The sequence below is a fragment of the Chromohalobacter canadensis genome (assembly GCF_034479555.1).
GTDB lineage: Bacteria > Pseudomonadota > Gammaproteobacteria > Pseudomonadales > Halomonadaceae > Chromohalobacter > Chromohalobacter canadensis.
Genome location: NZ_CP140151.1, coordinates 991,117 through 1,017,334 on the forward strand (window position 1 = coordinate 991,117; position 26,218 = coordinate 1,017,334).

The 26,218-nt window shown below is 63.4% G+C and carries 24 protein-coding genes; 14 read left to right on the forward strand and 10 right to left on the reverse strand.

Annotated elements, in window-relative coordinates:
* The first annotated feature begins 20 nt into the window (after positions 1–20).
* The 8 genes from SR908_RS04695 to SR908_RS04730 all read left to right on the forward strand — a co-directional run bounded on the left by SR908_RS04695 (position 21) and on the right by SR908_RS04730 (position 7,923).
* Entirely contained in the window at positions 21–617 is a 597-nt protein-coding gene (locus tag SR908_RS04695; protein WP_246919723.1) for a LolA family protein, read from the forward strand.
* Positions 618–638: 21 nt separating this feature from the next.
* Positions 639–2,939: an MMPL family transporter gene (locus SR908_RS04700; protein ID WP_246919720.1), complete on the forward strand. Its 2,301-nt coding sequence runs from the start codon at positions 639–641 to the stop codon at positions 2,937–2,939.
* A gap of 11 nt (positions 2,940–2,950) precedes the next feature.
* On the forward strand, positions 2,951–4,222 hold the full coding sequence (locus tag SR908_RS04705; protein WP_246919717.1) for an NAD(P)/FAD-dependent oxidoreductase: 1,272 nt from the start codon (positions 2,951–2,953) through the stop codon (positions 4,220–4,222).
* On the forward strand, positions 4,219–4,815 hold the full coding sequence (locus tag SR908_RS04710; RefSeq protein ID WP_246919714.1) for a DUF3261 domain-containing protein: 597 nt from the start codon (positions 4,219–4,221) through the stop codon (positions 4,813–4,815). The genes SR908_RS04705 and SR908_RS04710 overlap by 4 nt, the downstream gene beginning before the upstream one ends.
* Positions 4,812–6,014 carry a beta-ketoacyl-ACP synthase gene (locus tag SR908_RS04715; protein WP_246919711.1) on the forward strand — a complete coding sequence of 401 codons (1,203 nt, stop codon included), beginning with the start codon at positions 4,812–4,814 and terminating at the stop codon, positions 6,012–6,014. The genes SR908_RS04710 and SR908_RS04715 overlap by 4 nt, the downstream gene beginning before the upstream one ends.
* A gap of 1 nt (position 6,015) precedes the next feature.
* A complete protein-coding gene (locus tag SR908_RS04720) occupies positions 6,016–6,489 on the forward strand; it encodes an ApeP family dehydratase (RefSeq protein WP_246919707.1) in 474 nt (157 codons plus the stop codon).
* Positions 6,486–7,211 (forward strand): 3-oxoacyl-ACP reductase FabG, encoded by a 726-nt coding sequence (gene fabG, locus SR908_RS04725; protein ID WP_040242759.1) that lies wholly within the window; start codon positions 6,486–6,488, stop codon positions 7,209–7,211. The genes SR908_RS04720 and fabG overlap by 4 nt, the downstream gene beginning before the upstream one ends.
* 91 nt (positions 7,212–7,302) lie before the next feature.
* Positions 7,303–7,923 carry a hypothetical protein gene (locus SR908_RS04730; RefSeq protein ID WP_246919704.1) on the forward strand — a complete coding sequence of 207 codons (621 nt, stop codon included), beginning with the start codon at positions 7,303–7,305 and terminating at the stop codon, positions 7,921–7,923.
* 51 nt (positions 7,924–7,974) lie between these two features.
* Here the strand turns inward: SR908_RS04730 and SR908_RS04735 are convergent, their stop codons facing one another.
* The 7 genes from SR908_RS04735 to SR908_RS04765 form a co-directional block, all read right to left on the reverse strand.
* Positions 7,975–8,832, reverse strand: a complete 858-nt coding sequence (locus tag SR908_RS04735; protein WP_246919701.1) for a universal stress protein — start codon at positions 8,830–8,832, stop codon at positions 7,975–7,977.
* 268 nt (positions 8,833–9,100) lie between these two features.
* Entirely contained in the window at positions 9,101–10,591 is a 1,491-nt protein-coding gene (locus tag SR908_RS04740; RefSeq protein ID WP_246919698.1) for a SulP family inorganic anion transporter, read from the reverse strand.
* Between the two features lie 297 nt (positions 10,592–10,888).
* Positions 10,889–11,620, reverse strand: coding sequence for an HAD family hydrolase (locus tag SR908_RS04745; protein ID WP_246919695.1), 732 nt, complete (start codon positions 11,618–11,620; stop codon positions 10,889–10,891).
* A gap of 61 nt (positions 11,621–11,681) precedes the next feature.
* Positions 11,682–12,542, reverse strand: a complete 861-nt coding sequence (locus SR908_RS04750) for a slipin family protein (protein WP_246919692.1) — start codon at positions 12,540–12,542, stop codon at positions 11,682–11,684.
* Between the two features lie 52 nt (positions 12,543–12,594).
* The gene (locus SR908_RS04755) at positions 12,595–13,971 is read right to left on the reverse strand and encodes an NfeD family protein (RefSeq protein ID WP_246919690.1); all 1,377 of its coding nucleotides are present in this window, start codon (positions 13,969–13,971) and stop codon (positions 12,595–12,597) included.
* Positions 13,955–14,365, reverse strand: a complete 411-nt coding sequence (locus SR908_RS04760; RefSeq protein WP_246919687.1) for a hypothetical protein — start codon at positions 14,363–14,365, stop codon at positions 13,955–13,957. Before SR908_RS04760 ends, SR908_RS04755 begins: the two co-directional genes overlap by 17 nt.
* A gap of 45 nt (positions 14,366–14,410) precedes the next feature.
* Positions 14,411–15,280: a LysR substrate-binding domain-containing protein gene (locus SR908_RS04765; protein ID WP_246919684.1), complete on the reverse strand. Its 870-nt coding sequence runs from the start codon at positions 15,278–15,280 to the stop codon at positions 14,411–14,413.
* A gap of 156 nt (positions 15,281–15,436) precedes the next feature.
* Here SR908_RS04765 and SR908_RS04770 point away from each other — a divergent pair, with 156 nt between their 5' ends.
* From SR908_RS04770 to SR908_RS04780, 3 genes are all read left to right on the forward strand, one after another.
* Positions 15,437–16,663, forward strand: coding sequence for a TauD/TfdA family dioxygenase (locus tag SR908_RS04770; protein ID WP_075368224.1), 1,227 nt, complete (start codon positions 15,437–15,439; stop codon positions 16,661–16,663).
* Complete coding sequence (locus SR908_RS04775) at positions 16,663–17,607, forward strand: ABC transporter substrate-binding protein (protein ID WP_097022016.1); 945 nt, start codon at positions 16,663–16,665, stop codon at positions 17,605–17,607. The genes SR908_RS04770 and SR908_RS04775 overlap by 1 nt, the downstream gene beginning before the upstream one ends.
* 89 nt (positions 17,608–17,696) lie before the next feature.
* Entirely contained in the window at positions 17,697–18,377 is a 681-nt protein-coding gene (locus SR908_RS04780; RefSeq protein ID WP_246919681.1) for a TVP38/TMEM64 family protein, read from the forward strand.
* Positions 18,378–18,395: 18 nt separating this feature from the next.
* On the opposite strand, the gene SR908_RS04785 is transcribed toward SR908_RS04780, so the two are convergent.
* The gene (locus SR908_RS04785; RefSeq protein ID WP_245846341.1) at positions 18,396–19,703 is read right to left on the reverse strand and encodes a glycosyltransferase; all 1,308 of its coding nucleotides are present in this window, start codon (positions 19,701–19,703) and stop codon (positions 18,396–18,398) included.
* A 318-nt stretch (positions 19,704–20,021) separates the two neighbouring features.
* Between SR908_RS04785 and SR908_RS04790 the strand changes: the two genes are divergently transcribed.
* On the forward strand, positions 20,022–21,092 hold the full coding sequence (locus SR908_RS04790) for a tartrate dehydrogenase (protein ID WP_246919678.1): 1,071 nt from the start codon (positions 20,022–20,024) through the stop codon (positions 21,090–21,092).
* A gap of 102 nt (positions 21,093–21,194) precedes the next feature.
* Complete coding sequence (locus SR908_RS04795; RefSeq protein WP_246919675.1) at positions 21,195–21,632, forward strand: hemerythrin domain-containing protein; 438 nt, start codon at positions 21,195–21,197, stop codon at positions 21,630–21,632.
* Positions 21,633–21,770: 138 nt separating this feature from the next.
* Here SR908_RS04795 and SR908_RS04800 read toward each other — a convergent pair whose 3' ends face one another.
* Positions 21,771–23,405 carry a methyl-accepting chemotaxis protein gene (locus SR908_RS04800; RefSeq protein ID WP_246919673.1) on the reverse strand — a complete coding sequence of 545 codons (1,635 nt, stop codon included), beginning with the start codon at positions 23,403–23,405 and terminating at the stop codon, positions 21,771–21,773.
* Positions 23,406–23,657: 252 nt separating this feature from the next.
* On the opposite strand from SR908_RS04800, the gene SR908_RS04805 reads away from it, so the two are divergent.
* Entirely contained in the window at positions 23,658–24,689 is a 1,032-nt protein-coding gene (locus tag SR908_RS04805; protein ID WP_246919670.1) for an SMP-30/gluconolactonase/LRE family protein, read from the forward strand.
* A gap of 104 nt (positions 24,690–24,793) precedes the next feature.
* Here the strand turns inward: SR908_RS04805 and SR908_RS04810 are convergent, their stop codons facing one another.
* Positions 24,794–26,104 carry a carbohydrate porin gene (locus tag SR908_RS04810; RefSeq protein WP_246919667.1) on the reverse strand — a complete coding sequence of 437 codons (1,311 nt, stop codon included), beginning with the start codon at positions 26,102–26,104 and terminating at the stop codon, positions 24,794–24,796.
* Positions 26,105–26,218: the final 114 nt, after the last annotated feature.

Genomic DNA, 26,218 nt, shown 5'->3' on the forward strand with positions numbered 1-26,218 from the left:
CTCGACACGGGAGAAAGCACATGATGCGCCGCTTGATCGCCTACGCCTGCCTGGGGCTCGTCGGACTGCCGCTCGCCGCACACGCCTTCGACCGCCAGGCGCTCCAGGCGCGTCTCGAGCAGACTCCGGCGCTGGAAGGCCACTTCACGCAGACTCGTTGGCTCGCCGATGTCGACACCGAACTCGAAAGCCAGGGACGCTTCGCCTATGTCCGCGACGAGAAAGTGGTCTGGCAGTTGCAAACACCCGTGGAGGACACCCTGGTGCTCACACCGGCCGATGCCGATGACGCCGCGCAATCGGAAAGCGCCCGTCAGGCCGGGCGCGAGCAGATCGCCGCGTTGTTGCTGCGCCTGCTCGGCGGTGACTGGTCAGCGTTGGATTCACGCTTCACACAGACGCTAGAGGGCGACGCTGACGACTGGCAGGTCCGGCTCACACCGCGCGACTCGGCCCTCGCCGAACGTATCGGCGAGATTCGTCTGGCCGGCGGCCGCTATGTCGAACACCTGGAAATGAATACCGCCGGTGGCGACCGCTTGAGCGTCGACTTCAGCGACCAGACGCCGCTGACACCCGAGGCGATCGACGCCCTCCCCGACGCCGATACCCGCTGACCGGATCGCCGAGGACTCCCCATGTCGCCTTTGCCCACCGCCACGCGCGTGCCCCGTTATCTCGCCTGGGCCTGGCTAGTCGCCCATCTGCTGTGTCTGGTGGCACTCGGCTGGCTGCTGCGCGACGGCCTGCCCGCGGACACCCGGCTGACCGCCATGCTGCCGGAGGACCGTCAGGCACCGCTGGTGGAACGCTCCAGTACCCAGCTGGGCACGAGCTTCGAGGACCGTTTCGTGCTACTGCTGCACGCCGACGACCTGTCGAGTGCCACGCCCACGCTGGCCGACGCACTCACCGGGGACGACGGCGCTTCGTCGGTGATCGACACCCTGACCTGGCGCGACACCGACCTCCTCGACGACGATCCTAAAGCGGCACTCGATGCCTATCGCTACCGCCTGCTGACTCCCGAGATACGCCAGGCCATCGATACCGACGGCGGTGCATCGCTGGTCGACCCCGCACTGAAGACGCTGTTCTCGCCCGCCGCACGCCCGGACCCGCGACGCGATCCGTTCGGGCTGCTCGATGCCTGGCTCAAGGAGCGCACCACGAGTCGCGTCACCCCGCGCGACGGCCGTTTGAGCGTCGATATCGACGGCCAGCGTTTCAACCTGCTGATCGGCGAACTCGCCGCCTCGCCCTACGCGCCGGACGCCCAGCAGCGCCTGACCACGGCATTGGCGGATTTTGAGGCCACGCACCCCGAGGCGACGCTATTGCGCTCGGGGCTGATCTTTCATGCCGCGGCCGGCGCAGAGCAGGCCAAGCACGAGATCTCGACCATTGGCCTGGGCGCGTTGCTCGGTCTGATCGCGGTGCTGCTGATCGTCTTTCGCTCGCCGCGCGTCCTGCTTGCACTGTTGCTACCACTAGGCAGCGGCCTGCTGCTGGCGCTAACCGCTACTCTGGCGTTGTTCGGCAGCCTGCACCTGCTGACCCTGGCCTTCGGTGCCAGCCTGATTGGCATCGCCATCGATTACGCCCTGCACTTGCAAAGCCATCGCGCCATCGCCGGCCGTGGGTTCCGATTGCGTCCCCTGTTGCCCGGGCTCGCCCTCGGCCTGGCCTCGAGCCTGGTCGCCTACCTCGCCCAGACCCTCACCCCGTTGCCCGGGCTGCGTCAGATGGCGGTCTTCGCCGCGCTCGGCCTGGTCGGCGCCTGGCTGAGCGTGGTGCTCTGGCTACCTCGCTTGCGGCTCCCCGTCTCGCCGGCCACCGCGCGCCTGGCCAACCGTTGGGAAAGCATGACGCGCACGCCGTGGCGCCTCACCCCCGGCTGGGTCGGCGTGGTCGCCGTCATCTTGCTGGCCGTCTGCGTCTGGCGTCTGCAAAGCGACGACAGCCTGCGGCTGCTCAGTTCATCGCCCGATGCCTTGCTCGAGCAGGAGCGCATCGTGCAGCGACACTTCGGTAACGATACCGGCACGCATTATTTGCTGGTGCGCGGCGACGATGAGGCCGCGCTGCTCTCACGGCTCGACGCACTCCACGCGCCGCTGGACGAGCTGCAGCGCCAGGATGTGATCAGCGGACACGTCGACCTTGCCGACAGCGTGCCGCCGCCCGCTCAGCAGGAGGCCGACCTCGAACGCGTCGAGCGCCTCTATAGGGAACCGCTCGAGACCCTGTTCGAGCGCGCGGGGCTCCCCGAGACGCTGGCCGAACGGGCACGTGCTCGCCTCGACGAGAGCCCGTTGCTGGATGTCGAGAGCTGGCTCGACACACCGCTCGGAGAATCGCAACGCCGCCTGTGGCTGGGCAAGACCGACGACGGTGACGTCGCCGCCAGCGTGGCGCTTCAGGGTGTCGCGGACGGCGACGGCGAGGCGCCTCTGCGGCAACTCGCCGCCGATACGCCCGGCGTTACCTATGTCGATCGTATCGAGCGCTTGTCGGGCCTGCTTGGCGAACTGCGCACGCATATCGCCGAATGGCTAGCATTGGGCTTGGTCTTGCTGGGCGTGGGGCTGAGCCTGCGCTATCGTCGCCGTACCTGGCGAGTGCTGTTGCCCCCGCTAGGCGCTACGCTGATCGTATTGACGAGCTTCGCAGTGGCCGGCATCCCGCTCAACGTCTTCAGTCAGTTGGGGCTGTTGCTGGTCTTGGGCATCGGCCTCGACGCAGGTATCTTCAATGCCGAGCATCCGCGCCAGGCAGCGGCCTGGCTGGCCATCAGCCTGTCCACGCTAACCAGTCTGCTGGCCTTCGGACTGCTTGCGTTCAGTGCCACCCCGGCGCTTCACTATCTCGGCCTGACGTGTCTGATCGGTCTGGCCGCGGTGTGGGGGCTGGTCTACTTGCTCAGACCCGGTCCATGAGGAGACGCAGGATGAACATCCACACCGACGCATCCCCGCATGCCGCCGACTGCGACGTCGCCATCATCGGTGCCGGACCCGCCGGCGCGGCGGCGGCCGCGCGCCTGAGCCGCCTCGGTTGGCGCGTGCATGTCATCGAACGCAGCCACTTCCCGCGCTTTGCCATCGGCGAAAGCCTGCTCCCGCAGAGCATGGCCTATCTCGAGGCGGCCGGCCTGCTGGAGACGGTTCAGGACGGTGGCTATCAGCCCAAGAACGGCGCCGCCTTCACGCGCCACACGCGGACCACCACCATCGATTTCCGCGAGAAATCCACGCCCGGCTGGGGCACCACCTATCAGGTCCCGCGTGCCGACTTCGATCAGCGCCTGATCCACGCCGCCGAGGCTCAGGGGGCGACGCTCGAGTTCGGCACCACGGTGAGCGCCTTCGACGCCGACGCCGAACGCCCCACGCTGCGGCTAGACGACGAACACGGCACGACGCGCCACCTGAGCGCGCGCTTCGTCCTCGACGCCAGCGGCTACGGCCGCGTGCTGGCGCGCCTGGAGGCCCTCGAACGCGACCCGCGCGCCGAGCCGCGCATGGCGATCTTCAGCCACGTCGAGGACGGCATCGAGGACGCCGACTATGACCGCGAGAAGATCCTGATCGGCGTTCACCCCGAAGACGCCGGTATCTGGTACTGGCTGATCCCGTTCGCCGACGGACGTGCTTCGGTGGGCGTCGTCGGCGATATCGAGACCCTCTCCGCGCATGGCGACGACCCCGAGGCACGCTGGCAAACTCTGATCGATCAGGAGCCCCGCTTTCGACAGCTCCTGCACCAGGCGCGGCGCGTGCGCGAGGTCAACGAGATACGCGGCTACGCGGCCAGCGTCACGCGCCTGCACGGCCCCGGTTACGCACTGCTCGGCAACGCCGGGGAGTTTCTCGACCCGGTCTTTTCCTCCGGCGTCACCATCGCCCTGCATTCGTCGCACCTGGCCGCGCCTCTGGTCGACCGCCAGCTACGCGGCGAGGAAATCGACTGGCACGCCGACTTCGAGACGCCGCTGCGCGCCGGGGTGGATACCTTCCGCGCCTTCGTCGAGGCGTGGTACGCCGGCACGCTGCAGACCATCGTCTTTCACGAAGCACCGCCGCCGCGCTTCAAACGCTGGATCAGTGGCGTGCTCGCCGGTTACGCCTGGGACCGCGACAACCCCTTCGTCACTGCCTCGCGACGCCGACTGGCAACGCTTGCCGAGATCTGCGAACAACGCGACGAGGTACGCTCATGAGCCTGGTACGACTCCCTCTGGCGCTCGCGCTGTGTGGCCTGATGCTGTTGGGGGGCTGCTCGCTGGCACCGCCCATCGCGCCCCATCCCGCGCTGGATCAGGCCGAACGTTCGGAGACGCTCACCCGACGCCTGACCTTCATCCCCGACGATGCGGATGCGGAAGAACAGACCCTGATCGCTGTGCTGCGCCTCGCTCCGGACGAATTGCGCGTGGTCCTGACCACGCCCTACGGGCAGCGCCTGACGACGCTGGTGCGCGATTCCTCGGGCAGCCGCTTCGAACAAGGCGACGCCCCGCGCGAGGATGCCCTGCCGTTTCCGCCGGACTGGCTGGCGACGCGCCTCGAATGGTCGCTGTGGCCCCGCTCAGCGCTCGAAGATGCCTTTGCCGAGAGCGACTGGACACTCGACGAGAATCGCCGAGAGCGCCTGATCGCCTATCGCGGCGAGCGTGTCGCCCGCATCACGCCGCCACCGGCGCAACGCGATATGGAAAGTGACAGCGACGTATTGCTGGAAGATTTTCAAGGCGACTACCGACTGCGCATCGCGCCGCTCGATTCGTCCACCGACCACGAGGCCTCGCGATGAGCCTATCCGCCAACCGCCAACCCTGTCGTCTGTCGCGTCCCGGCGTGGTGTGTAGCCTCGGAGACGACCTGGAGACCATCGCCGACGCCTTGTTCGCGGGGCGACGCGGGCTGACATCCAGCGCCGCCTTCACCCCCGAACGCGAGCTACCGTTGGGCATGGTCACGCGCTCGCTCCCCGATTGGGACGACTGGCCGCCCGAGCAGCGCAGCCGCAATAACCGCTTGCTGGCACTCGCCATGCAACGCCTGCATGACACGCTCGAGACGCTGCGTGAGTCGGTGCCGCCCGAGCGCATCGGCGTGGTCATCGGTACCAGTACCTCAGGCATCGGCGAGACCGAGAGCGCCATCGCCGATGCCGGTCGCGAGGGCTCGCTACCCGAGACGTTCCGCTATGCCAATCAGGAACTCGGCGCGCCGGCGCGTTTCGTGGCCGAGCGCCTCGGCGCAAACGGGCCGGTGTACGCGCTTTCCACGGCTTGCAGCTCCAGCGCACGGGCCCTGGCCAGCGCTCGCCGACTGCTGGCCAGTGGGGCATGCGACGCGGTCGTCGCGGGTGGCGCAGACAGTCTCTGCCGCTTGACAGTCAACGGCTTCGCCAGCCTTGAGGCGATCAGCGAATCCCCTTGCCTGCCGTTCTCCGCACAGCGCGACGGCATCAATATCGGCGAGGCGGCGGCGCTGTTCGTGGTCACCCCGGAAGCCGGCGGCATTCAGCTCAGCGGCACGGGCGAATCCAGCGACGCCTATCACATCTCCGCGCCACGTCCGGATGGCAGCGGCGCGCACGAGGCGATGCGCCAGGCCCTGGCAATGGGCGGCTGCGCGCCCGAGGCGGTGGATTATCTCAACCTGCACGGCACAGGCACCCGCCACAACGACAGCATGGAAGCCAAGGCGGTCGCGACGCTGTTTGAAACTTCGCCACCGTGCAGCTCGACCAAGGCCTTGACCGGCCATACCCTGGGGGCCGCCGGCGCGTTGGAGGCCGCGTTCTGCTGGTTGGCGCTCGACCGCGGGCGCCTGCCGGTGCATGTATTCGATGCCGTGCCCGATCCCGAGTTGCCACTCCTCGACTATGTCATGCCTACGGTCACGTCCGAGCACAAGCCGTATCCGCTCAAGCATGCGTTGAGCAACTCCTTCGCCTTCGGCGGCAATAACGCCGCGCTGCTGATGACCCGTGAGGAGGCATGACATGAGCCTTCAGCTTCCCTGTGAGGTGAGACCGTTCGTCCCTCATGACGGCGCGATGTGTCTGCTCGACACGCTGCTGAATTACGATGCCGACGGGGCTACCGTCGAGATCACGCCCAAGGACAGCGATCTTTTCGTCGAGGACGGCGCGATTCCCGCCTGGGTCGGCCTCGAGTGGATGGCCCAGGGCGTCGCCGCCTGGGCCGGGGCCTGGGCACATATCGATGGCGCGCCACCGCCGCCCGGCTTCTTGATCGCCAGCCGGCGTTACCATGCCCATGTGGATAACTTTGCTCTCGATGTGCCGGTGCACGTTCAGGTGACGCGGGAATTCGTCGCCGATAACGGCGTGCGCACCTTTGCCGGCATGCTCTCGACGGTAGCGGGCCAGTGTCTCGCCGAAGGACGCCTGAGCATCTTCCAGCCCACGCCGGACGCTTCTTCTTCCCCTGCAGAAAGGCAAAACGCTCGATGACCGACACCATTCTGGTGACCGGTGCCAGCCGTGGCATCGGTCGCGCCACCGCCCTGCGCCTCGCGCACGACGGCTTCGATATCGTTCTTCATTACCGCTCACGCGAGCAGGACGCCGAGCGTGTCGCCGAGGAGATTCGCGCGCTGGGCCGCGAGGCGCGCCTTTTATGTTTCGACGTCGCCGATCGCGACCAGGCACGCACTCTCCTCGAGGCGGATATCGAGGCCCACGGCACTTATTTCGGCGTGGTCTGCAACGCCGGCATCACCGCCGACAACCCGTTCCCCGCGCTTACCGGCGACGACTGGGACAGCGTGGTACATACCAATCTCGACGGCTTCTACAACGTGCTGCATCCGCTGGTCATGCCGATGATCCGGCGTCGCAAGCCGGGGCGCATCGTCACCATCGCCTCGATGTCGGGACTCATCGGCAATCGCGGCCAGGTCAACTACAGTGCCGCCAAGGCGGGGATCATCGGCGCCACCAAGGCGCTGGCCATCGAACTTGCCAAGCGCCACATCACCGTCAACTGCGTCGCCCCGGGGTGGATCGACACCGACATGACGCACCACCTATCCCAGGAAGAAGTGCTCAAGCTGATTCCCATGCGCCGCACCGGCCAGGCCGAGGACATCGCCGGAGTGGTGAGCTTTCTATGCTCAAAGGATGCCGCGTATATGACGCGTCAGGTGTTACCGGTGAATGGTGGCATGTGTTGAGGTGTGTGGAGAGACTATCGCTTACCACCATCAAGCTTGGCGTGACAGGGCCGATAATGAGGCATACGCCTGAGGCAATGGATACGACACGATGAAACGCTTGGTTCTGACGCTCGCCGTGCTGCTCGCGACCGCCGTACTGGGAGGTGCGCTGCTGACGGCTACCGACCTTGACTGGCCGCTGCCGCCTTCGGCATTGATACCCTTGGGCGCCTTCGTCCTCGCACTGGGCGCGTTGGCGATCCTGGCGCTGCTCGGCCTGGCGTTTTGGCAGCAGCTCGTTCAGCAACAGCGAGCGCTCCGCGACAGTCTCGATGCCTTGGCGCATCACGGACGCACGCAAACCACCGCCTTGCTGGCCGAGCATTTCATGCAACATGCCGAACGCTTGCTGGAGAAGGAAGGATTGGACCCGAACAAGCGCAACGTGCTGCGCTGCTTGTCCATTGATGCGTTGCGCGGCAACAGCGGGCGCGGCGACCCCAACTATGCGCGTCTGGCACGGCTCTTCGAGTGGTTCGATGGCGAGGCACGCGCCACCGACGATGGGGTCGAACGGCGACGCCTGTTGGTACCGGTATTGATGCAGTATGCGGATGTCGCCGTCCAGCTATGCCGTGTCGGCGAAAGCGAAGAGGAGCGTCTGGGCGAGTTCCTGAGTCATCAGCCGCCAGCGGCGACACAGACGGACGACGCCACGCCAACGGAGTAAGCCGTCGGCGTGGCAAGTACTCAATAACGAGTATTCAATAAAAGGAAACGCTCAGCGCAGCAGCAGTAACGGCGACTGGGCGCGGCGAATCATCGCCGTGGTGGTACTGCCCACCAGGAACTGGCGAATGCGGGAATGGCCGTAGGCCCCCATCACCAGCAGCTCGATAGCGTGCTCGCGCTGATAATCGCACAGCACTTTTTCGACTTCGCCGGCGATGATTTGCGTATGCACGGCGCTACTGGTCGGCGCTAGCTGTTTCTCCGCCCAGGCCAGTTGCTCGCGATGCTCGTCGGTGTCGGCACCCACCAGCACCAGGTGGCATTCCAGGCCACGCAACAACGGACGCTCCGCCAGCAATTCGACCATCTTGCGGGTAGTCGGGCCGCCATCGAAGGCGATGAGATAGCGCGACGGGGTCGTGAAGGTTTCCGGTACCACCAGAATCGGCCGGTGCAGCCCACGGATCACGCGTTCGAGATTGCTACCCATGTGCTCCGGCGCCGAATCGGCCGATTCACCGCGCTTGCCCAGCACTACCAAGCGGGATTCCTCCTCGATCTCAGCCAGCGCCTCGACCAGTTCGCCGTTGCGCTGGCGCGTTTCGACCTCGGCGATGCCGGCGGCCTCGGCACGCTCGCGCGCCGTGCTGAGCATCAAGCGACCATGCTCCTGGGCGAGCTTGCCGCGCTGCTCGTCGAGGCTGGCCAGCTCCTCCAGCAGGTGCTCGCGCGAGCCGAGCCCGATGTTGCCGCGCGGGTCGAACTGGCTGGGCGCCTGGTTACGATCCAGCACATGCACGAACGATAGCGGGACATCCATGCGCTGGCTCGCCCAGACCGCCGCTTCGCTCACGGTTTCAGCATAGTTCGAGCCATCGATACAAGCCATGACGTGAGGTGCTTTCATGTGGCGGGCTCCTTCCAATATTCTTATCGGGTCCCATCGTAATGGGGCTAACTGCATGATACTCAGGGCGAGGGAGACTTGTCGTCTCCCCCTTTAGGCACTATCTGAAAAGTGCCTGCGCTCGATCATACGGCGTTAAAAATGGGCTCAAAGTACTCATTTACGTTCTGTAAACTCCGTCTTCTCGCCAATTTTTGCCTTGTCTGATCTTCGCTCGTCGACTTTTCAGACGAGGCCTAAGGCGTAGGCCTAAGACGTAGACCGCGACTCAGTGACCCATGAGTTTTTCCACGGCGTCGGGCTTGTCGTGTACCGCGAAACGGTCCACCAGGGTGGCGCTGGCTTCGTTGAGCCCCACGACTTCCACCTCGGTCCCTTCGCGGCGGAATTTGATCACTACCTTGTCGAGTGCACCCACGGCGGTGATGTCCCAGAAATGCGCGCGGGTCAGGTCGATACGCACGCGCTCCACGGTTTCCTTGAAGTCGAAGGCATCGGTGAAGCGATCCGCTGAGGTGAAGAACACCTGACCAACGACGCGATAGACACGCGTCTTGTCGTCATCACCTGCCTCGCTGCCCACGTACAGGATCTGGCCGACCTTGTTGGCGAAGAACAGCGAGGCCAGCAGCACGCCGACCAGCACACCGATGGCCAGGTTGTGGGTCGCCACCACCACGGCCACCGTGGCGAGCATGACGATATTCGTGGACATCGGATGCTTGCGCAGGTCGCGCAGCGACTCCCAACTAAACGTCCCGATGGCGACCATGATCATCACCGCCACCAGCGCCGCCATGGGAATCTGCGCGACGAGATCGCCAATGAACACCACCATGATCAGCAGGATGACCCCCGCGCACAGCGTGGAAAGCCGCGTGCGTCCGCCGGATTTAATGTTGATCACCGACTGCCCGATCATCGCACAGCCGGCCATGCCGCCCAGAAAGCCGGTGGCGATGTTGGAAACGCCCTGGCCCTTGCACTCACGGTTCTTGTCGCTGGGTGTGTCGGTGAGTTCGTCGACGATGGTCGCGGTCATCAGTGACTCGAGCAGCCCCACCACCGCCAGCGCGGCGGAATACGGGAAGATGATGGCCAGCGTCTCGAAGTTGAGCGGCACATCCGGCCACAGGAAGACCGGCAGCGTATCCGGCAGCTCGCCCATATCACCCACGGTGCGCACCATGGAGAAGTCACCCAGCATGTAAATCGTGGTGAGCACGATGATGCACACCAGCGGCGACGGCAGCATGCGGCCGATGACCGGCACGTAGGGAAACAAGTAGATGATCGCCAGGCCGCCGGCGGTCATGGCGTAGACGTGCCAGGTCACATCGGTCAATTCCGGCAATTGCGCCATGAAGATCAAAATCGCCAAGGCGTTGACGAAGCCCGTGACCACCGAACGCGAGACGAAACGCATCAGCACCCCCAGGCGCAGGTAACCGGCCACGATCTGCAACACCCCCGTCAGCAGGGTTGCGGCGAGCAGATATTCGAGTCCATGTTCCTTGACCAGGGTCACCATGAGCAGCGCCATGGCGCCGGTGGCGGCGGAAATCATCCCTGGACGCCCGCCGGTGAAGGCAATCACCACGGCCATGGAGAAGGACGCAAAGAGCCCCACCTTGGGGTCGACCCCAGCAATGATCGAAAAGGCGATCGCCTCGGGAATCAGCGCCAGTGCCACCACGGCACCGGCCAAGACGTCCGCTCGGACGTTCGAAAACCAGCGTTGTTTGATTGATGCGTACATACTTGTGTCCAGTCGATGAGAAAGGTCAGATACTTCGCTCGGCGCGTCGGGCGACGGCTCATCCGGGTCACGGGCATCGTGTCATTGTGGCGATGTCGGGAATGCGACGGGAACCGAAAAAACGGCCGAACGCGGCCCCATGCGACGCATGTGCGTCCAGCAGGGCCGCGCAGGAGCGAGGAGGTGCTCCAGGGGAGAGGGGGAAACGCTAGGGCGGCGTTGCACTCATGAAATCAATCGGCCTTGAACGGTCGGTTGTGGGCACATGACGCCATGTGTCCGGGAAAGCGCGGGATTCTACCAACTCGACGTTGCATTTGCATCTTGGGTCGTAGAGCCAGACGCGGTACGCCAATCGAATCGCGGCCAGCCACGCTGTTCGGCGACACGCGCCAGGCGGGCATCGGGCTGCGTGGCATGCGCATGGTCGACGTGCTCGAGCAGCGGCAGGTCGTTGTGCGAATCGCTATAGCCCCAAAGGGTGCCGGGGCGTGCGTGCGCGGCCTCACGCTCGGCGAGCCAGGCCTCCAGCGCCGTCAGCTTGCCTGACTGATAGGTAACGATGCCAGTGGGTTCGCCGGTGAAGCGGCCCTCGGCGTCGAACGCCGGTGGCGTCGCCAGGGCGTCGTCAGCACCGACCTCGCGTGCAATGGGTTCGACCAGATGGTACATGGAGGCCGAAATGATCAAGGTGTCATGGCCTTGCGCACGGTGCCAGGCCAGACGCTCGAGCGCGCCCGGCATCAGGCGTGGCCGGATCCAGGTCTCGACGAACTCCACCACCTCGTCGCGTACCGTTTCGCGCCGCCGCCCAATCAACGGCGCCAGCACGAAGCGCAAGTGCGCCTGCATATCCAGCGTACCGGCGTGATATTGCTGATCGTGACGCGCCACCTGCTCCATAAACGCCTCGCCATCCTCTACCCAGCGGCGCCTCACCAACCAAGCGATCCACAGGCCGGTGCAATCACCGTCAAGCAGGGTATCGTCGAGATCGAAAATCGCCAGATGGCGGCTGTCAGAAGGCATGGCGCCTGGCTCCTAGTGAAAACGAGGCGCCATTCTAACCGCTCGATATGACAGACGTCTGTCACACTTCGTTGCGCGGCGTCTCGTCACCCGCCGAGGTACGGCCCGACGGCGTGCCGGACGCAGGCGCACCGTTCGGGGCGTTGCCATCTGAAGACGTACTGCCCGACTTGTTCAAGTGCCCCTTGAAGGCCTCCATGATGTCCATCGGCAACGGGAACACGATGGTCGAGGCATTCTTGTTGCTCATATCGCTGAGCGTCTGCAGATAGCGCAGTTGCAAGGCCGCCGAGTTGCTGGACATGACATCGGCGGCATCGACCAGCTTGTGCGAGGCCTGCAATTCACCCTCGGCATGGATTACCTTGGCGCGGCGTTCGCGCTCCGCCTCGGCCTGACGGGCGATGGCGCGGATCATGCTCTCGTCGAGGTCGACATGCTTGATCTCGACATTGGCAACCTTGATGCCCCACGACTCTGTCTGGGCGTCGAGGATTTCCTGGATATCGTTGTTGAGGCGGTCGCGTTCGGAGAGCATCTCGTCGAGATCGTGCTTGCCGAGCACCGAGCGCAGAGTCGTCTGCGCCAGCTGGCTGGTGGCGACACCAAAATTCTCGACCTGGATGATGGCCTTCTCGGGATCGACCACGCGGAAGTAAAGCACCGCGTTGACGCGCACGGTGACGTTATCCTGCGAAATGACGTCCTGCTCCGGCACGTCCAGGGTCACGGTGCGCAGGTCGACGATCTGCATCTTCTGAATACCCGGAATCAACAACAGAAGCCCCGGCCCCTTCACCGCCTGAAAACGCCCCAGGAAGAACACCACGCCGCGCTTGTATTCCGGCAGGATGCGTATCGCCGCGAACAGCAACAGCACGACAAGAACAATCGGCACTAGATAGGCATAGCTTGCGTACATGGCGTTACTCCTTCTCGATAAACGATGGCGTACCCCAGGTGCCGCGTGGCGACTAAGGGGTTGCCGTCATTGGCTCGACTACCAGCGTCAAGCCCTCGTTGGATACGATCCGCACCCGTTGACCGCGTGCCACGGGCGATGCACAGCGCGCCTGCCAGCGCTCGCCGTGCACCATGACCTTGCCCTGCCCCTGGAAATCCGCCAGCACCGTGGCTTCTTGACCGATCATTTCCTCCTGGCCGCCCTGCGGACGGCGTTGGCGCATCCCCAAAAAGCGCGTCACCACCCACAGCAGAAAGCCGGCAGCCACCAGTGCCACGCCTCCCACCAGGGGCAGCGCCAGGCCTTGATGCGTGTCGTCCATCAACATCACCGAGCCGGCGACGAAGGCTGCTAGTCCGCCGAAGCCCAGCACACCGACGCTGGGTACGAACGCCTCGGCCACGACCAGCGCCATGCCCAGGAAAATCAGTACCAGTCCCGCATAACCCACCGACAGCATCTGGAAGGCGTACATGGCCAATACCAGGCTGATGGCACCGATCACGCCGGGAAACAGTGTGCCCGGGCTAAGAAGCTCGAAGATCAGCCCGTAGAAGCCGATGATCATCAGGAAATAGGCGACGTTGGGGTCGGTGATGAATGCCAGCACCTGGGCGCGCCAATCCGGCGGCTGACGCTCCAGCGTCATGTCCTGCGTGGAAAGCGTGCGTTCGCCATCGGCCATGACCACGCGCCGTCCGTCGAGCTGGGTAAGCAAGTCGGCGAGATCGCTCGCCACGACATCGGCAACATTGGCCTCCAGGGCCTCGCTGGCCGTGAGATTGGCCGCCTCGCGCACGGCGCGTTCAGCCCACTCGGCATTGCGCCCATGGCGTTCGGCAAGCGAGCGAATGGTGGCCACGGCATCTTCGAGTACTTTGCGCTCCATGGCCGATGACGATGCTTCTTGGCTATCTTCTTCCTCCGACGCGCCTTCTGTCGGCTCGCCGCCACCACCTCCCAGTTGTACTGGCGTCGCCGAGCCGAGGTGCGTGGCCGGCGCCATGGCGGCGACATGACTGGCATAGAGCAGATAAGTACCGGCACTGGCGGCACGCGCTCCGGCGGGCGTCACATAACTCACCACAGGCACTGGCGAGGCCAGCATCGCGCGGATCATGTCACGCATGGAGGCGTCCAATCCGCCCGGTGTATCAAGCTCGAGAATCACCAGCGCGGCGCCAGCTTCGTCGGCACGCTCGAGACCGCGCTGAAAGTAATCGCTGGTGGCAGGCCCGATGCTGCCGTCGATACTCAGGACCACGCCCTGGGGTGCGTCACTCTCATCGGATTGCGCACTCGCCAGCCACGACAATCCCAGACCCGCGAGCACTAGGCAGGCCCACATCAGGCAACGGCGCAGCGCGACGTCATTGCGGCGTTGCATCGCGGCTCTCCGAATCTGAGGCGCAGGGCGTGGGACGCGTCGACCAAGTGGTGGCGCCATCATCCCCATGGCATACACGGCTACCTTCGGACGTGGCGGAGCGCGTCTCGACGCTCGGCGACGATGACACGCTGGGCTGCAAGATAATCGACGGGCGCACCCTGATGCGATCGAGTCCTTCTCGCCACCCATGCTCACCCCAGCCATGCTCGGCGTGACGCTCACGGTCGTGACGCCTGTCCTCATGCCCGGCCGGATACGACTCGAGCGGCAGCAAGCGCCCGCTACCGGGATCGTAGACCTTCACGCCATCCGCACTGGCCGTCGTGATCCCCATCACCGCCAACAGCAAGACAATGCCCATTGCATCACGCACGTGCCGATACTTCGTCATGCTCGTCTCCTCGGGCTCGACAGCCCCATTCATGGGCCGCTTCCGTCAGTCTAGTTCACGTGCATCACGCAACCATTCCCATAATGCCTCGCATGCCGGACGCAATGCCCGCGCCTGTGGACGTACCAACCAGAACGCCTCATCAGTGGGCATGCACAATTCAAAGGGGGCCACCAAATCGTCGCGTCCATCGAAGAGGCGCCGGTGGGTCAGAGCAATGCCCGCCCCCCGTGCGGCCAACGCCAGCGTAGCGACCTGGGTATCGCAAATGAACGAAGCACAACGCGCTTCCAGCCCTTCGGATCCGGCCAGCGCCAGCCAGCTCGGCCAACCCAGCGCGAAGCCGGCGGCGTGCAACAGGGTATGCCCGGCCAAATCGTCGGGCGTCTGCAACTCACGGGCCAGATCCGGCGAGCACACCGGTAGCATGACCTCCTCGTTGAGCAGCACCGACTCCATGTCCGGCCAGTCGCCCTGACCATAGCGGATCTCCATGTCCACACCCTCGGCGCTGAAGTCGCCAGGCCACACGGCGCTCACCAGACGCACCGTGACATCGCGATGGTGCCGATGGAAATGGGTCAGTTCGGTGGCCAGCCAACCAGCCTGCACGGCGGGCGTGGCCCGCAGCGTCACCGGCGCGTCGGGGTGTGGACCGAAGACCTCGGCGGTCCCTTCGGCGATGCGTGTAAAAGCCTCCTGAATGCTCGGCAACCAGGCCTGACCGGCCGGCGTCAGCGACAGGCTACGGGGGTGGCGCACGAACAAGGCCTGGCCGAGCCGGTCCTCGAGCAGGCGAATCCGCTGGCTGATGGCCGATTGCGTCACACCCAGCTCGCGACCGGCCTGGGTAAAACTCAGCGTGCGTGCGGCAGCCTCGAAGGCTTGCATCCACAAAATCGGCGGCAGGGACATGGTGAACTCGGTGCTGATGGATGTCCGCCCATGATCGTCAATAAGTCACCCATTAGCAAAACTTGGCCTTAGGTCCGAGATTCATCGTTTGTCTAATGTCTCCATGAGGCGACATGCTAGAGGCCGATTCGCACGACCCAACATCAGGAGGCCGACATGCAGTCCCAGAGCCAATCCCCCGCCGTCGAAATGAGTGAGCTGTTCCCTTACGCACAAGGGCCCGCGTTGCGCACCAGCCAGGCCCACGACAAGGCGCTGGAGGTGACCTGGGATAACGCCGATACCGCGCGTTACAGCTATCGTTGGCTGCGCGATCACTGCGCTTGCCCCGAATGCCGTCACCCCATGACGCGTGAACGCCTCTACAAGCCTCTCGGAGACGAAAACTTCCTGAATGCCCACCCCGAAGCTGCCGTCGAAGACGGTGTGCTGGTGCTGCGCTGGGCCGACGGACACGAATCGCGCTTCGACGCCGGCTGGCTGCATCAGCGTCGTCCTGAAACGCACATCGATGATGGCGTCCCGCGTGCCGCCGCGTGGCCGGAAGGCTTCACACCGGCTCACGTGCCGCATGCCGAGATGATGGGCGGTAACCAAGGCCGTCGTGAGTGGTTGACTGCCCTGCTGCGCGATGGCTTGGTCCTGCTCGACGACGGCCCGCGCGAGCTCGAGGAAGTCGTGCGCATCGCCGAGCTCTTCGGCCCGATGCGTGCCACCAACTTCGGGGCGCGTTTCGACGTTCAGTCCAAGCCCAACCCCAATAATGCCGCTTACACGGCCATCGGCCTCGAGCTGCATTCCGACCTCCCCAACTGGCGCCATCCGCCGGACATCCAGCTGCTGTATTGCCTGGAAAACGAAGCCGAAGGCGGCGAATCGCTGTTCGCCGATGGCTTCGCCGTGGCCGAGGCACTGCGCCACGAAGCACCGGACGTCTTCCTTCGCCTACGCGACACGCCTATCGATTTCCGCTTTCAGGACGAGGATAGCGACATCGCCGTGCGCGCACCGGTCATTGACGTCGATGACACAGGCCGCCTTCGCGAAATCCGCTTCAACAACTGGATTCGCGACACCCTGCGTCTCCCGCCGGAAGAAGCCGATGCCTGGTACGAAGCATACCTGATCTTCTGGCAGCGCCTGCGCGAGCCGCGCTTCCGCGTCGACTTCGCGCTCGAACCCGGTCAGATGGTGGCCTTCGATAACCGCCGTGTACTGCATGGGCGCGGCGCCTTCGATCCCAATACCGGCCGTCGCCACCTGCAAGGCACCTACCTGGACATCGATCACCTCGAATCGCATCTACGCGTGTTGGCGCGCCACGCCTCTACCGCCGCGCCCGCTACTCCGACAACATCCACCAATGAAACGGGAGTTTCTTAATGTCTCATTCGCTGCGTCCCTTACTCGCCGGACTGCCGCTAGCCGCCGGTATCGGCCTGGCACTGCCGGCCCAGGCCGCTGATACAGTCCGCTTTGGCGTGCCGTCGTGGCCCGGGATTACCGTCAAGACCGAGATCGCCAGCCAGCTGTTGGCGCCCCTCGGTTATCAGGCGCAGACCGACGAAATCGGCCTGCAGGTCATCTACCAGGGCATGGAAAGCGGTGATGTGGACGTTTTCCTAGGCGGTTGGCTACCGGCGCAAGAGCCTATGCTCACCCCCATGGAAGACAAAGGTAGCGTGAAGCGTATCGCCAACAACGTCGATGGTGCGCAAATGACGCTGGCGGTGCCCGAGTATGTCTACGAACAAGGCGTGACCTCGTTCGAAGACCTCGACGAGAACCGCGACATGTTCAAGGGACAAATCCACGGCTTCGGTGCCGGCTCGGCCGCCAGCGAGATTCTCAACAAGGCGATCGACAACGACACCTGGGGACTCGGTGACTGGCAGCTAGTGGATACCAGCACCGTTGGCATGCTCAGTGCCGCGCGCGATTCCATCTCACGCGAGGAACCCATCGTGTGGGTCGGCTGGACGCCGCACTGGATGAACCTCGAGCTGCCGATGCGCTATCTGGATGACAGCAAGAACCTGTTCGGCGAAGGGAACGGGGCTAGCCAGGTACTCACATTGATGAGCGCCGACTACGCCGAGGCCAATCCCAACCTGACGACGTTCTTCGAGAACTTTACCTTCACGGCGGAACAGCAGAGCTGGATGATCAAGGCCTTTGGTCTTGACGAGAAGGAGCTCGACACCGTCGCCACAACCTGGATCGAGGATCATCCGGATCGCGTCGAGGAAATGCTCGACGGCGTGACCACCGCCGATGGCGACGCGGCCTGGCCGGTCGTGCAAGAAGCGCTGTCGCTGGAAGACTGATCCGCGTTCGACACGGCACGCAAGGTGCCGTGTTTCCCCCATGCGGGCTCTCACGTATGCTTGGCGCAGTTCAAGCTTAGAGGGCCCGCATGTCTCGTTCTCTCGGAATTCTATGCGCCTTGCTCGGTGTCATGCTCGGCTGTGGCCTGCTCTGGCAATGGCTAGCCATGCACGACATCCTGACCCCGCAAGCGCTGCTTCAACTGCTGCAAAATGCCGCGTCATGGCGTGACGCACCTTGGGCGCCACTCGCCATCATGGGTGTGTATGCCCTCACTTCCCTGGTCGTCTTTCCATTGAGCATACTGGTCGTCGCCACTGGTCTGGTCTTCGGCCCCACCTGGGGGTTCGTCTACGCCATGCTAGGGACGCTGGCAGCGTCGATCGCCACTTACTGGGTGGGACGTGCCTTGGGACGCGACGCACTACTACGCCACGGCGGCCAGAAGCTCAACGGCCTCGCCCGCCTGCTTGCCGGACGTGGCGTGCGCACCATGGTGCTGTTCAATCTGCTGCCATTGGCGCCCTTCACCCTCACCAACATGCTGGCCGGGGCCTGCCATTTGCGTTTCCGCGATTACATGCTGGGTTCCACGCTGGGGATAGCCCCGGGGCTGCTCGGCGTCACCTTGCTGGGGAGCCAGCTAGGGTCGCTGGTCACTGCGGAAAGCCGCGAGGGATTGCTGATCGCCGCTGCGGGCATCGTCGTCGCAATTGGTATCTTGTGGGGACTAAAACGTTATGCCGAGCGGCGTAGAAAGCGCGTGTAACGCCCACCCCGTGAGCGCTCACTTACTGGGGGCTTCTTCCGTAGGTTGGACGCCGTCACTCTCTGGCAAGGTTTGAAACACCGAGCGCAAGACCCGACCGCGATGCCGCAGCAAGCGCCACTCGGCTTCGAGACGCCCACGCACCTTCTCCCAGGCGCCATCGTCACGTTCCGCTGCGCTCGCCTCGGCCTCGAGCACCTGACGATAAATGCCCAGGCAACGCTCGGCACAGCGTCGCTCATCGAGCTTGTGTGCACTGTCGAACGCCCCCTGGCGCAACCTGGCATGCAATGTCGGTTCTTGAAGCGTCTCCAGTGCTTTCGCGAACGTCTCGACATCGTCGCTCGGAAGCATGATGCCGTTGACGCCGTCGCGCAGAACTTCGCGCACGCCACTAGCGTCGACCGCCACCACCGGCAGGCCCGCCGCCATGGCCTCTGCGATGACCATGCCTTGAGTTTCACTGTGCGAGGCGAAGGCAAAGGTATCCATCGCATGATAGGCATCGATCAAGGCCTGGTCGTGCAGCTTGCCAGTGTAATGAAAGCGATCCGCCACACCCTCGCGGGCGGCATGGTCGTGCATCACAGTGCGTGCTTCGCCCTCGCCGACGACCAAGACCCGAGCCTTGGGATGACGCGCCAGAAAACGCGACAACGACGCGGCCAGAAAACCTAAGTTCTTCTCCATCGCCAGACGTCCCACGTGCCCTATCACCATCGCATCCTCGGGGATGCCAAAGCGTTGGCGCCAGCGCTTCCCATCGCCCCGGCCAAAGGCACGCGTATCCACGCCGCTGGGGATCACGCGTACCTTGTCGGGCACCACGCCCCGTTGGGCCAATAGCGCGGCGATACTCTCGCTGGGAGCGATCACTGCATCGCATAACCGCGTGTATTCACTGGATAGGGCGATAGCGAAACGCTGCATGCGCGGCGAGTCGCCAGGTACGTAATGCGTGTAATGCTCGTAAAGCGTGTGATGGGTAAAGATCAGCGGCAGGCCATAGGTTTTCGCCACGCGTGCTGCGGTATCGCCGAGCAGGAAGGGATGGTGGGCATGTACCAGGTCGGGCTCGAATTCCTCAATGGCCTCGTAAAGCTGACCGGGCACCGGCACCGGAAGCGAAAAGTCGCTGCCGTTGAACCGCTGCATGGCCACCACACGCACCACATCGCGCTCGAAACGCGGTTGACCATCCAGCTTGGGCGCCACGATCAGCACGCCATGTCCTTCGCTTTGCAGGCACCGCTTGAGACGCTGCACGGATTCACTCACCCCACCCACAATCGGACAATAGGTGTTGGTGAACATCAGGATATTCAATCCCTCGACTCCCTATGACCTCGAAAGCGCGACGCGGACCTGGCCCGCCGCAAGGCGGCACATCATAGCAGATAGCATGGCACCAAAGGCCAGAGATGGGGCGTTAATATAATGCTTCGGGCACCGCAGCGTCGGTCAGGCTGCCGGCCCACGCGGCCTGCCGAAAGAAGGCAGGACATCGAGGGGCGTCACGCCATCCCCCACTGTTATTCAACAGTCGCTTGCATTCTAGTCTGATTATTTTCGCGACAACCCAAGCTAGACTGAAGCAACGCCACTTTGCGTACGGCTTTTCCCTTGCATACCGAGGAGCTTCTTATGACCTCACACAACATCGCCGTCATTCCCGGTGACGGGATCGGTACCGAAGTCACTCCGGAAGGCGTCAGCGCCCTGAAGGCCGCGGCCGAACGCTTCGACATCAACCTCACCTTCGAAGACTTCGACTTCGCCAGCTGCGACTATTACCTCGCCAACGGCCAGATGCTGCCAGACGACTGGAAAGCCACACTTTCCCGCTTCGACGCCATCTTCTTCGGCGCCGTGGGCCTGCCCGACAAGGTGCCCGACCACGTCTCGCTGTGGGGATCGCTGCTGCAGTTTCGCCGTGAGTTCGACCAATACATCAACCTGCGCCCCTGCAAGTTGATGCCCGGCATCAAGAGTCCGCTGGCCGACCGCCAGCCCGGCGATATCGACTTCTACGTGGTGCGCGAGAATACCGAAGGCGAGTACTCGAGCATCGGCGGCAAGATCTTCGAGGGCACCGAGCGCGAAACGGTGATGCAGGAAACCGTGATGACCCGCACCGGCGTCGATCGAGTGCTCAAATACGCCTTCGAGCTAGCCCGCAAGCGCCCGCGCGGCAAGCTGACCTCGGCCACCAAGTCCAACGGCATCTCGATCACCATGCCCTACTGGGACGAACGCGTGAAAGCCATGCACGCTTCCTACCCCGAGATCGACGTGGACCAGTTCCACATCGACATCCTCACCGCCAATTTCGTGCTCCATCCCGACTGGTTCGACGTGGTCGTCGCCAGCAACCTGTTCGGCGACATCCTCTCCGACCTGGGCCCGGCGTGCACCGGTACCATCGGCGTCGCGCCCTCGGCCAACATCAACCCGGAAGGCAAGTTCCCCAGTCTCTTCGAACCCGTTCACGGCAGCGCGCCGGATATTGCTGGCCAGGGCATCGCCAATCCCATCGGCCAGATCTGGTGCGGCGCCATGATGCTCGATCACCTGGGTCACGAAGATGCCGGCAAGGCCATGCTCGACGCCATCGAGTCGGTGCTCGCCAAGGCCGATCCCAACGTGCTGACGCCCGACCTCAAGGGCCAGGGCACGACAAGGGATCTGGCACAGGCCATCATCGAGGCGATCTGAGGGGGCGCTTGGGTCGCACAAGCCCGGCGTGTCGCCTAAGGTAAGTGGGCACGTGGCGCGATAAGCCACGGCCAAGACCGTGAACGATCTAGGGAGAGGATCATGACGATATTCGAAGCACTGCGCGAGAGTCACGACAGGCAACGCACCTTGCTCGATCTGCTGGTCAAAACGCACGGCGATAGCGATGGTCGCGACGAACTGTTCAAACGCGTGCGCGTCGAACTGGAACATCACGCGGGGGCGGAAGAGCGCGCGCTCTACATCCCCATGATGGAACACGACATGACGCAGGAAAAAGCCCGCCACAGCGTCGCCGAGCATCACGAGATCGACGAGCTGATCGAAACCCTGCAACAGACCGATTACAGCTCACCGTCCTGGCTGGCAACGGCGCGCCAACTGCAGGAAATAGTCACTCATCATCTCGACGAAGAAGAACAGGAAGTCTTCCAACTGGCTGGTCGCGTCTTCGACGATGCAACCAAGCAGTCACTGGCCGACACTTACCAGGAAGAAATGCAGCGCCTGGCGTCTTGAGTGGGAAACCAGCCGCCCGAGACCGAAAGTAAGAGACCGGGCACCACGCCATAACGCAAACGCCCAGCGAGATATTCTCGCCGGGCGTTCGTGTCTTCCGCCATCGCAGGTCGCGAGGCGAATATTACAGGATCGGTATCAGCGGTCCGATGCCACGCGGAAGCGCACCACGGCCTGATAAAGATCACCCGCTTGCGTTTCGAGCGACCCCGCGGCACTCGCGGCCTGCTGTACCAGCGCCGCGTTTTGCTGCGTGACCTGATCCATCTGCGTCACGGCCTGATTGACCTGCTCGATGCCCGAGGACTGCTCCTGCGAAGCAGCGGAGATCTCAGCCATCAAGTCGCTGACACGCTGGGCACCCTCGCGGATCTCGCCCATCGCGCTATCGGCCTGGTCAACGAGTTCCGCACCGGCGTTGACGTGCCCCACCGAGCCTTCGATCAGTGACTTGATATCGCGCGCCGCGTCCGCACTGCGACTGGCCAGATTGCGCACTTCGCTGGCCACCACCGCGAAACCACGACCCTGCTCGCCGGCACGCGCCGCTTCCACAGAAGCATTGAGCGCCAACAGGTTGGTCTGGAAGGCGATGTCATCGATCATCGAGATGATATCGGCCACCTTGCGGGAGCTGCTGCGAATCTCGCCCATGGTGCTCACGACCTGGGAAATCACCTCCTGGCCATGCGCCACCGACGCCGTGGTGGCATCCGAGACTTTATTGGCCTGGTCGGCGTTGTCCGCATTCTGGCGCACGGTAGCCGTCAACTCTTCCATGCTCGACGCGGTTTCCGCCAACGACGACGCTTGCTCCTCGGTACGCGAGGACAGATCGTTGTTGCCGGACGCGATCTCCCGCGTGCCCTGTTCGATGGCCTCTCCGGACTCCCGGATACGCGCGATCGTCTTGCTCAGCTCGAGACGCATACGCTCGATGGCATACATCAAGCTGTGCGTATCGCCCTCGCGCAGCGCGGTGGGCGTGGTCAGATCGCCTTCGGCGATACGTCCCACGACGCGTGCCGCTTCGTCGGGCTCGCCCCCGAGGCTACGATAGACGTTGCGGATCACCAGCAGGAAGGCCGCCGTCAGGAAACCGCCTGCCACCAGCAAGACCAGCGCGTACTGCCACAACTTGTCGATAAAGGCCGACTGAATGTCGTTGGTATAGACACCTGCCGCCATGTTCCAGCCCCAGGGCGTGAAGTGTTCGACGTAGCTGAGCTTGGGAAAGAGCGCGTCGCTATTGGCGTCACGCGAGGAGTACGGCAAGTAACCGCCGCCCTCTTCACCGAGCGCGGCCAAGTCATGATACACCGCGACGCCGTTGGGGTCCTCGTAGTCCGACATATCCGAGCCCGCGTCACGGCGAGGGTGATAGACGAGTTCCGCGTCAGAATCGAAGACGAAGACATAATTGTCACGGTCGGCACCGAAGCGCATCGCGTCGAGATCCTCGGTGGCCCGCGCCTTGGCCTCTTCTTCACTCAGCTCACCTGAGTCGACTCGCTCGGCATAACCGTTCAGCAAGGTATGCACCATGCCGATGGTATTGGAAAGCGCTTCCTGCCGCTCATCGAACATCACGTTCCGGCTCTGCCAGGCCATACTGACCACGATGGCAATCATCACCAGCCACATCAGTGCCAGCGTCAGCCATAACTTCCGCTTGAGCGTCCACTGCGTACGTGTCGTCTCCGCATGAGAACCGTGCGATACCACCGGCGCCGTCGGTTCATCCGCGTGAGCGACCACGTTCGAATTAGTCATTGACCCCCCTTGCCCCTTTTTACGTATTCACGATGGGTGACACAGGAGAGTTATCGACCACCAAGGCCTATTCTTTAGGGTATCGCTGCAATGTAAGTGCCCACTTCGACCAGCGCTCTCGTACAGCGTACACCACCGTCGTCTCTCGCCCTTTGGTCGAATAGGTTCAACATACGTTCATATTAGTTCTACATTCAAAAGACAGGGACCCGTCACACATTAAACTCAACGAATGCAAAGGATCTTCACGCCATGCAGATGGGACGTCGCCAGTTCCTCACCACTTCCAGCGCCCTGGTCGCCACAGCCAGCTTCGCGCCGACGCTTTTGGCACACACGAATGGTGCCGGCCAACCGCAGCGTTACCCGGACGAGACCTGGGAAGTGCTCGATGATCGTTTCAAACCCTATTACGTCTTCAACACGCCGCTCGAACGGCAATGGACCGGGGGCCTTTGGCTCGAGGGCCCTGCCTGGAATGCCGTAGGCCGCTATGCCGTATTCAGCGACATTCCCCGTGCCCGGCAGATGCGCTGGGATGAGGCCAGCGGTGAGGTTAGCGTGTTGCGCGAAGGCGTCGGCCACTCCAACGGTAATACCTTCGACCGTTGGGGGCGGCTGGTAGCATGTGAGCACTCACCCGCACGCGTGGTGCGCTACGAGTGGGACGGCAGCGTCACGACCCTGGCCGACCAGTTCCAAGGCAAGCGTCTCAATGCGCCCAACGATTTGGTTGCCCTCGACAATGGCGGCATCCTGTTCACCGATCCCGGCTACGGCGCGCACGTGGATTATGAAGGCCACCAACGCGAGCTCGAACTCGACCCCGCCATCTATTACATCGACGACGACCTCGATGAGCCGCGACTGTTCTCCGATGCGCTCTACAAGCCCAACGGCATCGCCCTCTCCGCCGACAAACGCACGCTCTATGCCAGCGATACTGCGCCGTCCCACCACCCCGACCAGCCGGCCACCATCTCGCGCTGGCGCCTGGCGGAAGACGGCACCGCGCAAGGCGAGCGTGAGACGGTAGTTTCCAGCAAGGACGAGGGCTATGACGGCATCACGCTGGATCAGGACGGCAATATCTGGGCCGGCGTATCGGGTGGGGAAGGCAAGGACGGTGTCTCGGTCTTCACTCCCGACGGCGAGCGCCTGGCGCGTATTCTGCTCCCGGAGGTCTGCGCCAATCTCTGCTTCGTCGGCGAGGACCGCAACCGCTTGCTGATGACCGCCAGCCAGTCGATCTACACGCTCTACACCGGTGCCAGGGGCGCCTGATCACCGCCACCCACGACCCACGCTGCCAGCACCCGCCCGGTTTTCATCATGAAAACCGGGCGTATCGTGTTGTCCGGCAACGCGCGATGAGCTCAAGGCATGACTCAGAAACTCGCCTGGATCGTGGTGCCCGCGACCCAAGCGTTGTCGACCGACTCCACCGCCGACGGATTGACCACGTACTGCAGGTTGGGACGCAACGCCAAGTAGTTGGTCAGGTTGAAGCTGTAGTAAATCTCGGCATCGTACTCGTGGCCCTGGCGTGGCAGTGGCGAGGATAAACCGGCCGGTGTGGCGTTGTAGTAGTCGACGTAATCGTTGACGTCGTCATTGACGTGGAGATAAGCCAAACCGATGCCGGCGTCATCCTGCGGGCGGGCGTCGAATGGCCCCTCGTAGGTCGCACCGACCGAGAGATAACGATCGATACCCGCTGTATCGCCGTGGTTGGCATTACCCATGCTGAATAGCGTCAGCCCGCGATCGGGATTGCCGCCGCGCGTTGTCACTTGCTGCTGAACCACGTAGTAGAGCCCAGTATTGGTATCGCTGGTCTCCGTTGCCGGGCCATCGCCATAGGCACGATTATCGACATTCTGTGTGTAGAAGCCGAGCTTGTAGGCGCCTTCCATGCCATTCAACGTCGGTGTATACCCTAGCTCCATCGGGAAAAGCGTGCCTTCGGTGCCACTGGTGCGCAGATCGAAGCCGTTATCGTTTTCCAGATTGCTGTCATTGATGTTGAAAGCACCCACCTGGGCATACCAATCGGAGGCGAAGTTGGTACGGATCACCGCCGCCCACTGCGAGATCGGCCAGTTATAGATATTGTTGCCCCAGTTGCCCGCCTGCGCCCCGCCGAACGCCAGATTCTGGAAATTGCTGTCGATGGTGGCGAAGTCATCGCCGAAGGGAATCCGTCCCAGCTTGATAGCCAAGGCGTCATCGAAGAACCGCTGGCGATACCAGAATTGCGTCAGTCGCGTGACTGGCCCGCGCCCCTGCACTTCCTGCACGTTGGAGCCCCCGATCGTCGCATCCGGATCGCTGAGCCGATCGTTGGCACTATGGCCATTGCGGTTGACCATCGTCACCTGAAACTCGGCATCCGGAATACCGGCCAGCTTGTCGAGGTCGAAGTTGGCCCCGACGGCGAACTGATCGGCGTACTTGGTAACGTGGCTGTCGCGGTAGCCTCCGTCGAGAATGGTGGCGGCCTCGCCGACGTAGTCAAAGCTGAAAGCAACGCCAGCATCTTCCAGCGCCGTGCGCTCTCCTCCCCAATCACCGAACATATAGGGGGAATCCGGCGCGAAGGCCGAATAGGCATTGGCTGTGCCGGCGATCAGGAAGCTGCCGATGATGACGAGCGGCGCGCCACCTGCGCGAAGTCTGCCGAACGTGCGCGAGGTCATGATGTTTTCATCCTCTTTTAGTTAGCGTGTTATCAATAATAAAGTAATAAACACGCATCTGACAGCCCGGCTTTCCGGTTTTCATCGTGAGGCCGGGCATTTTCATTACTCCGA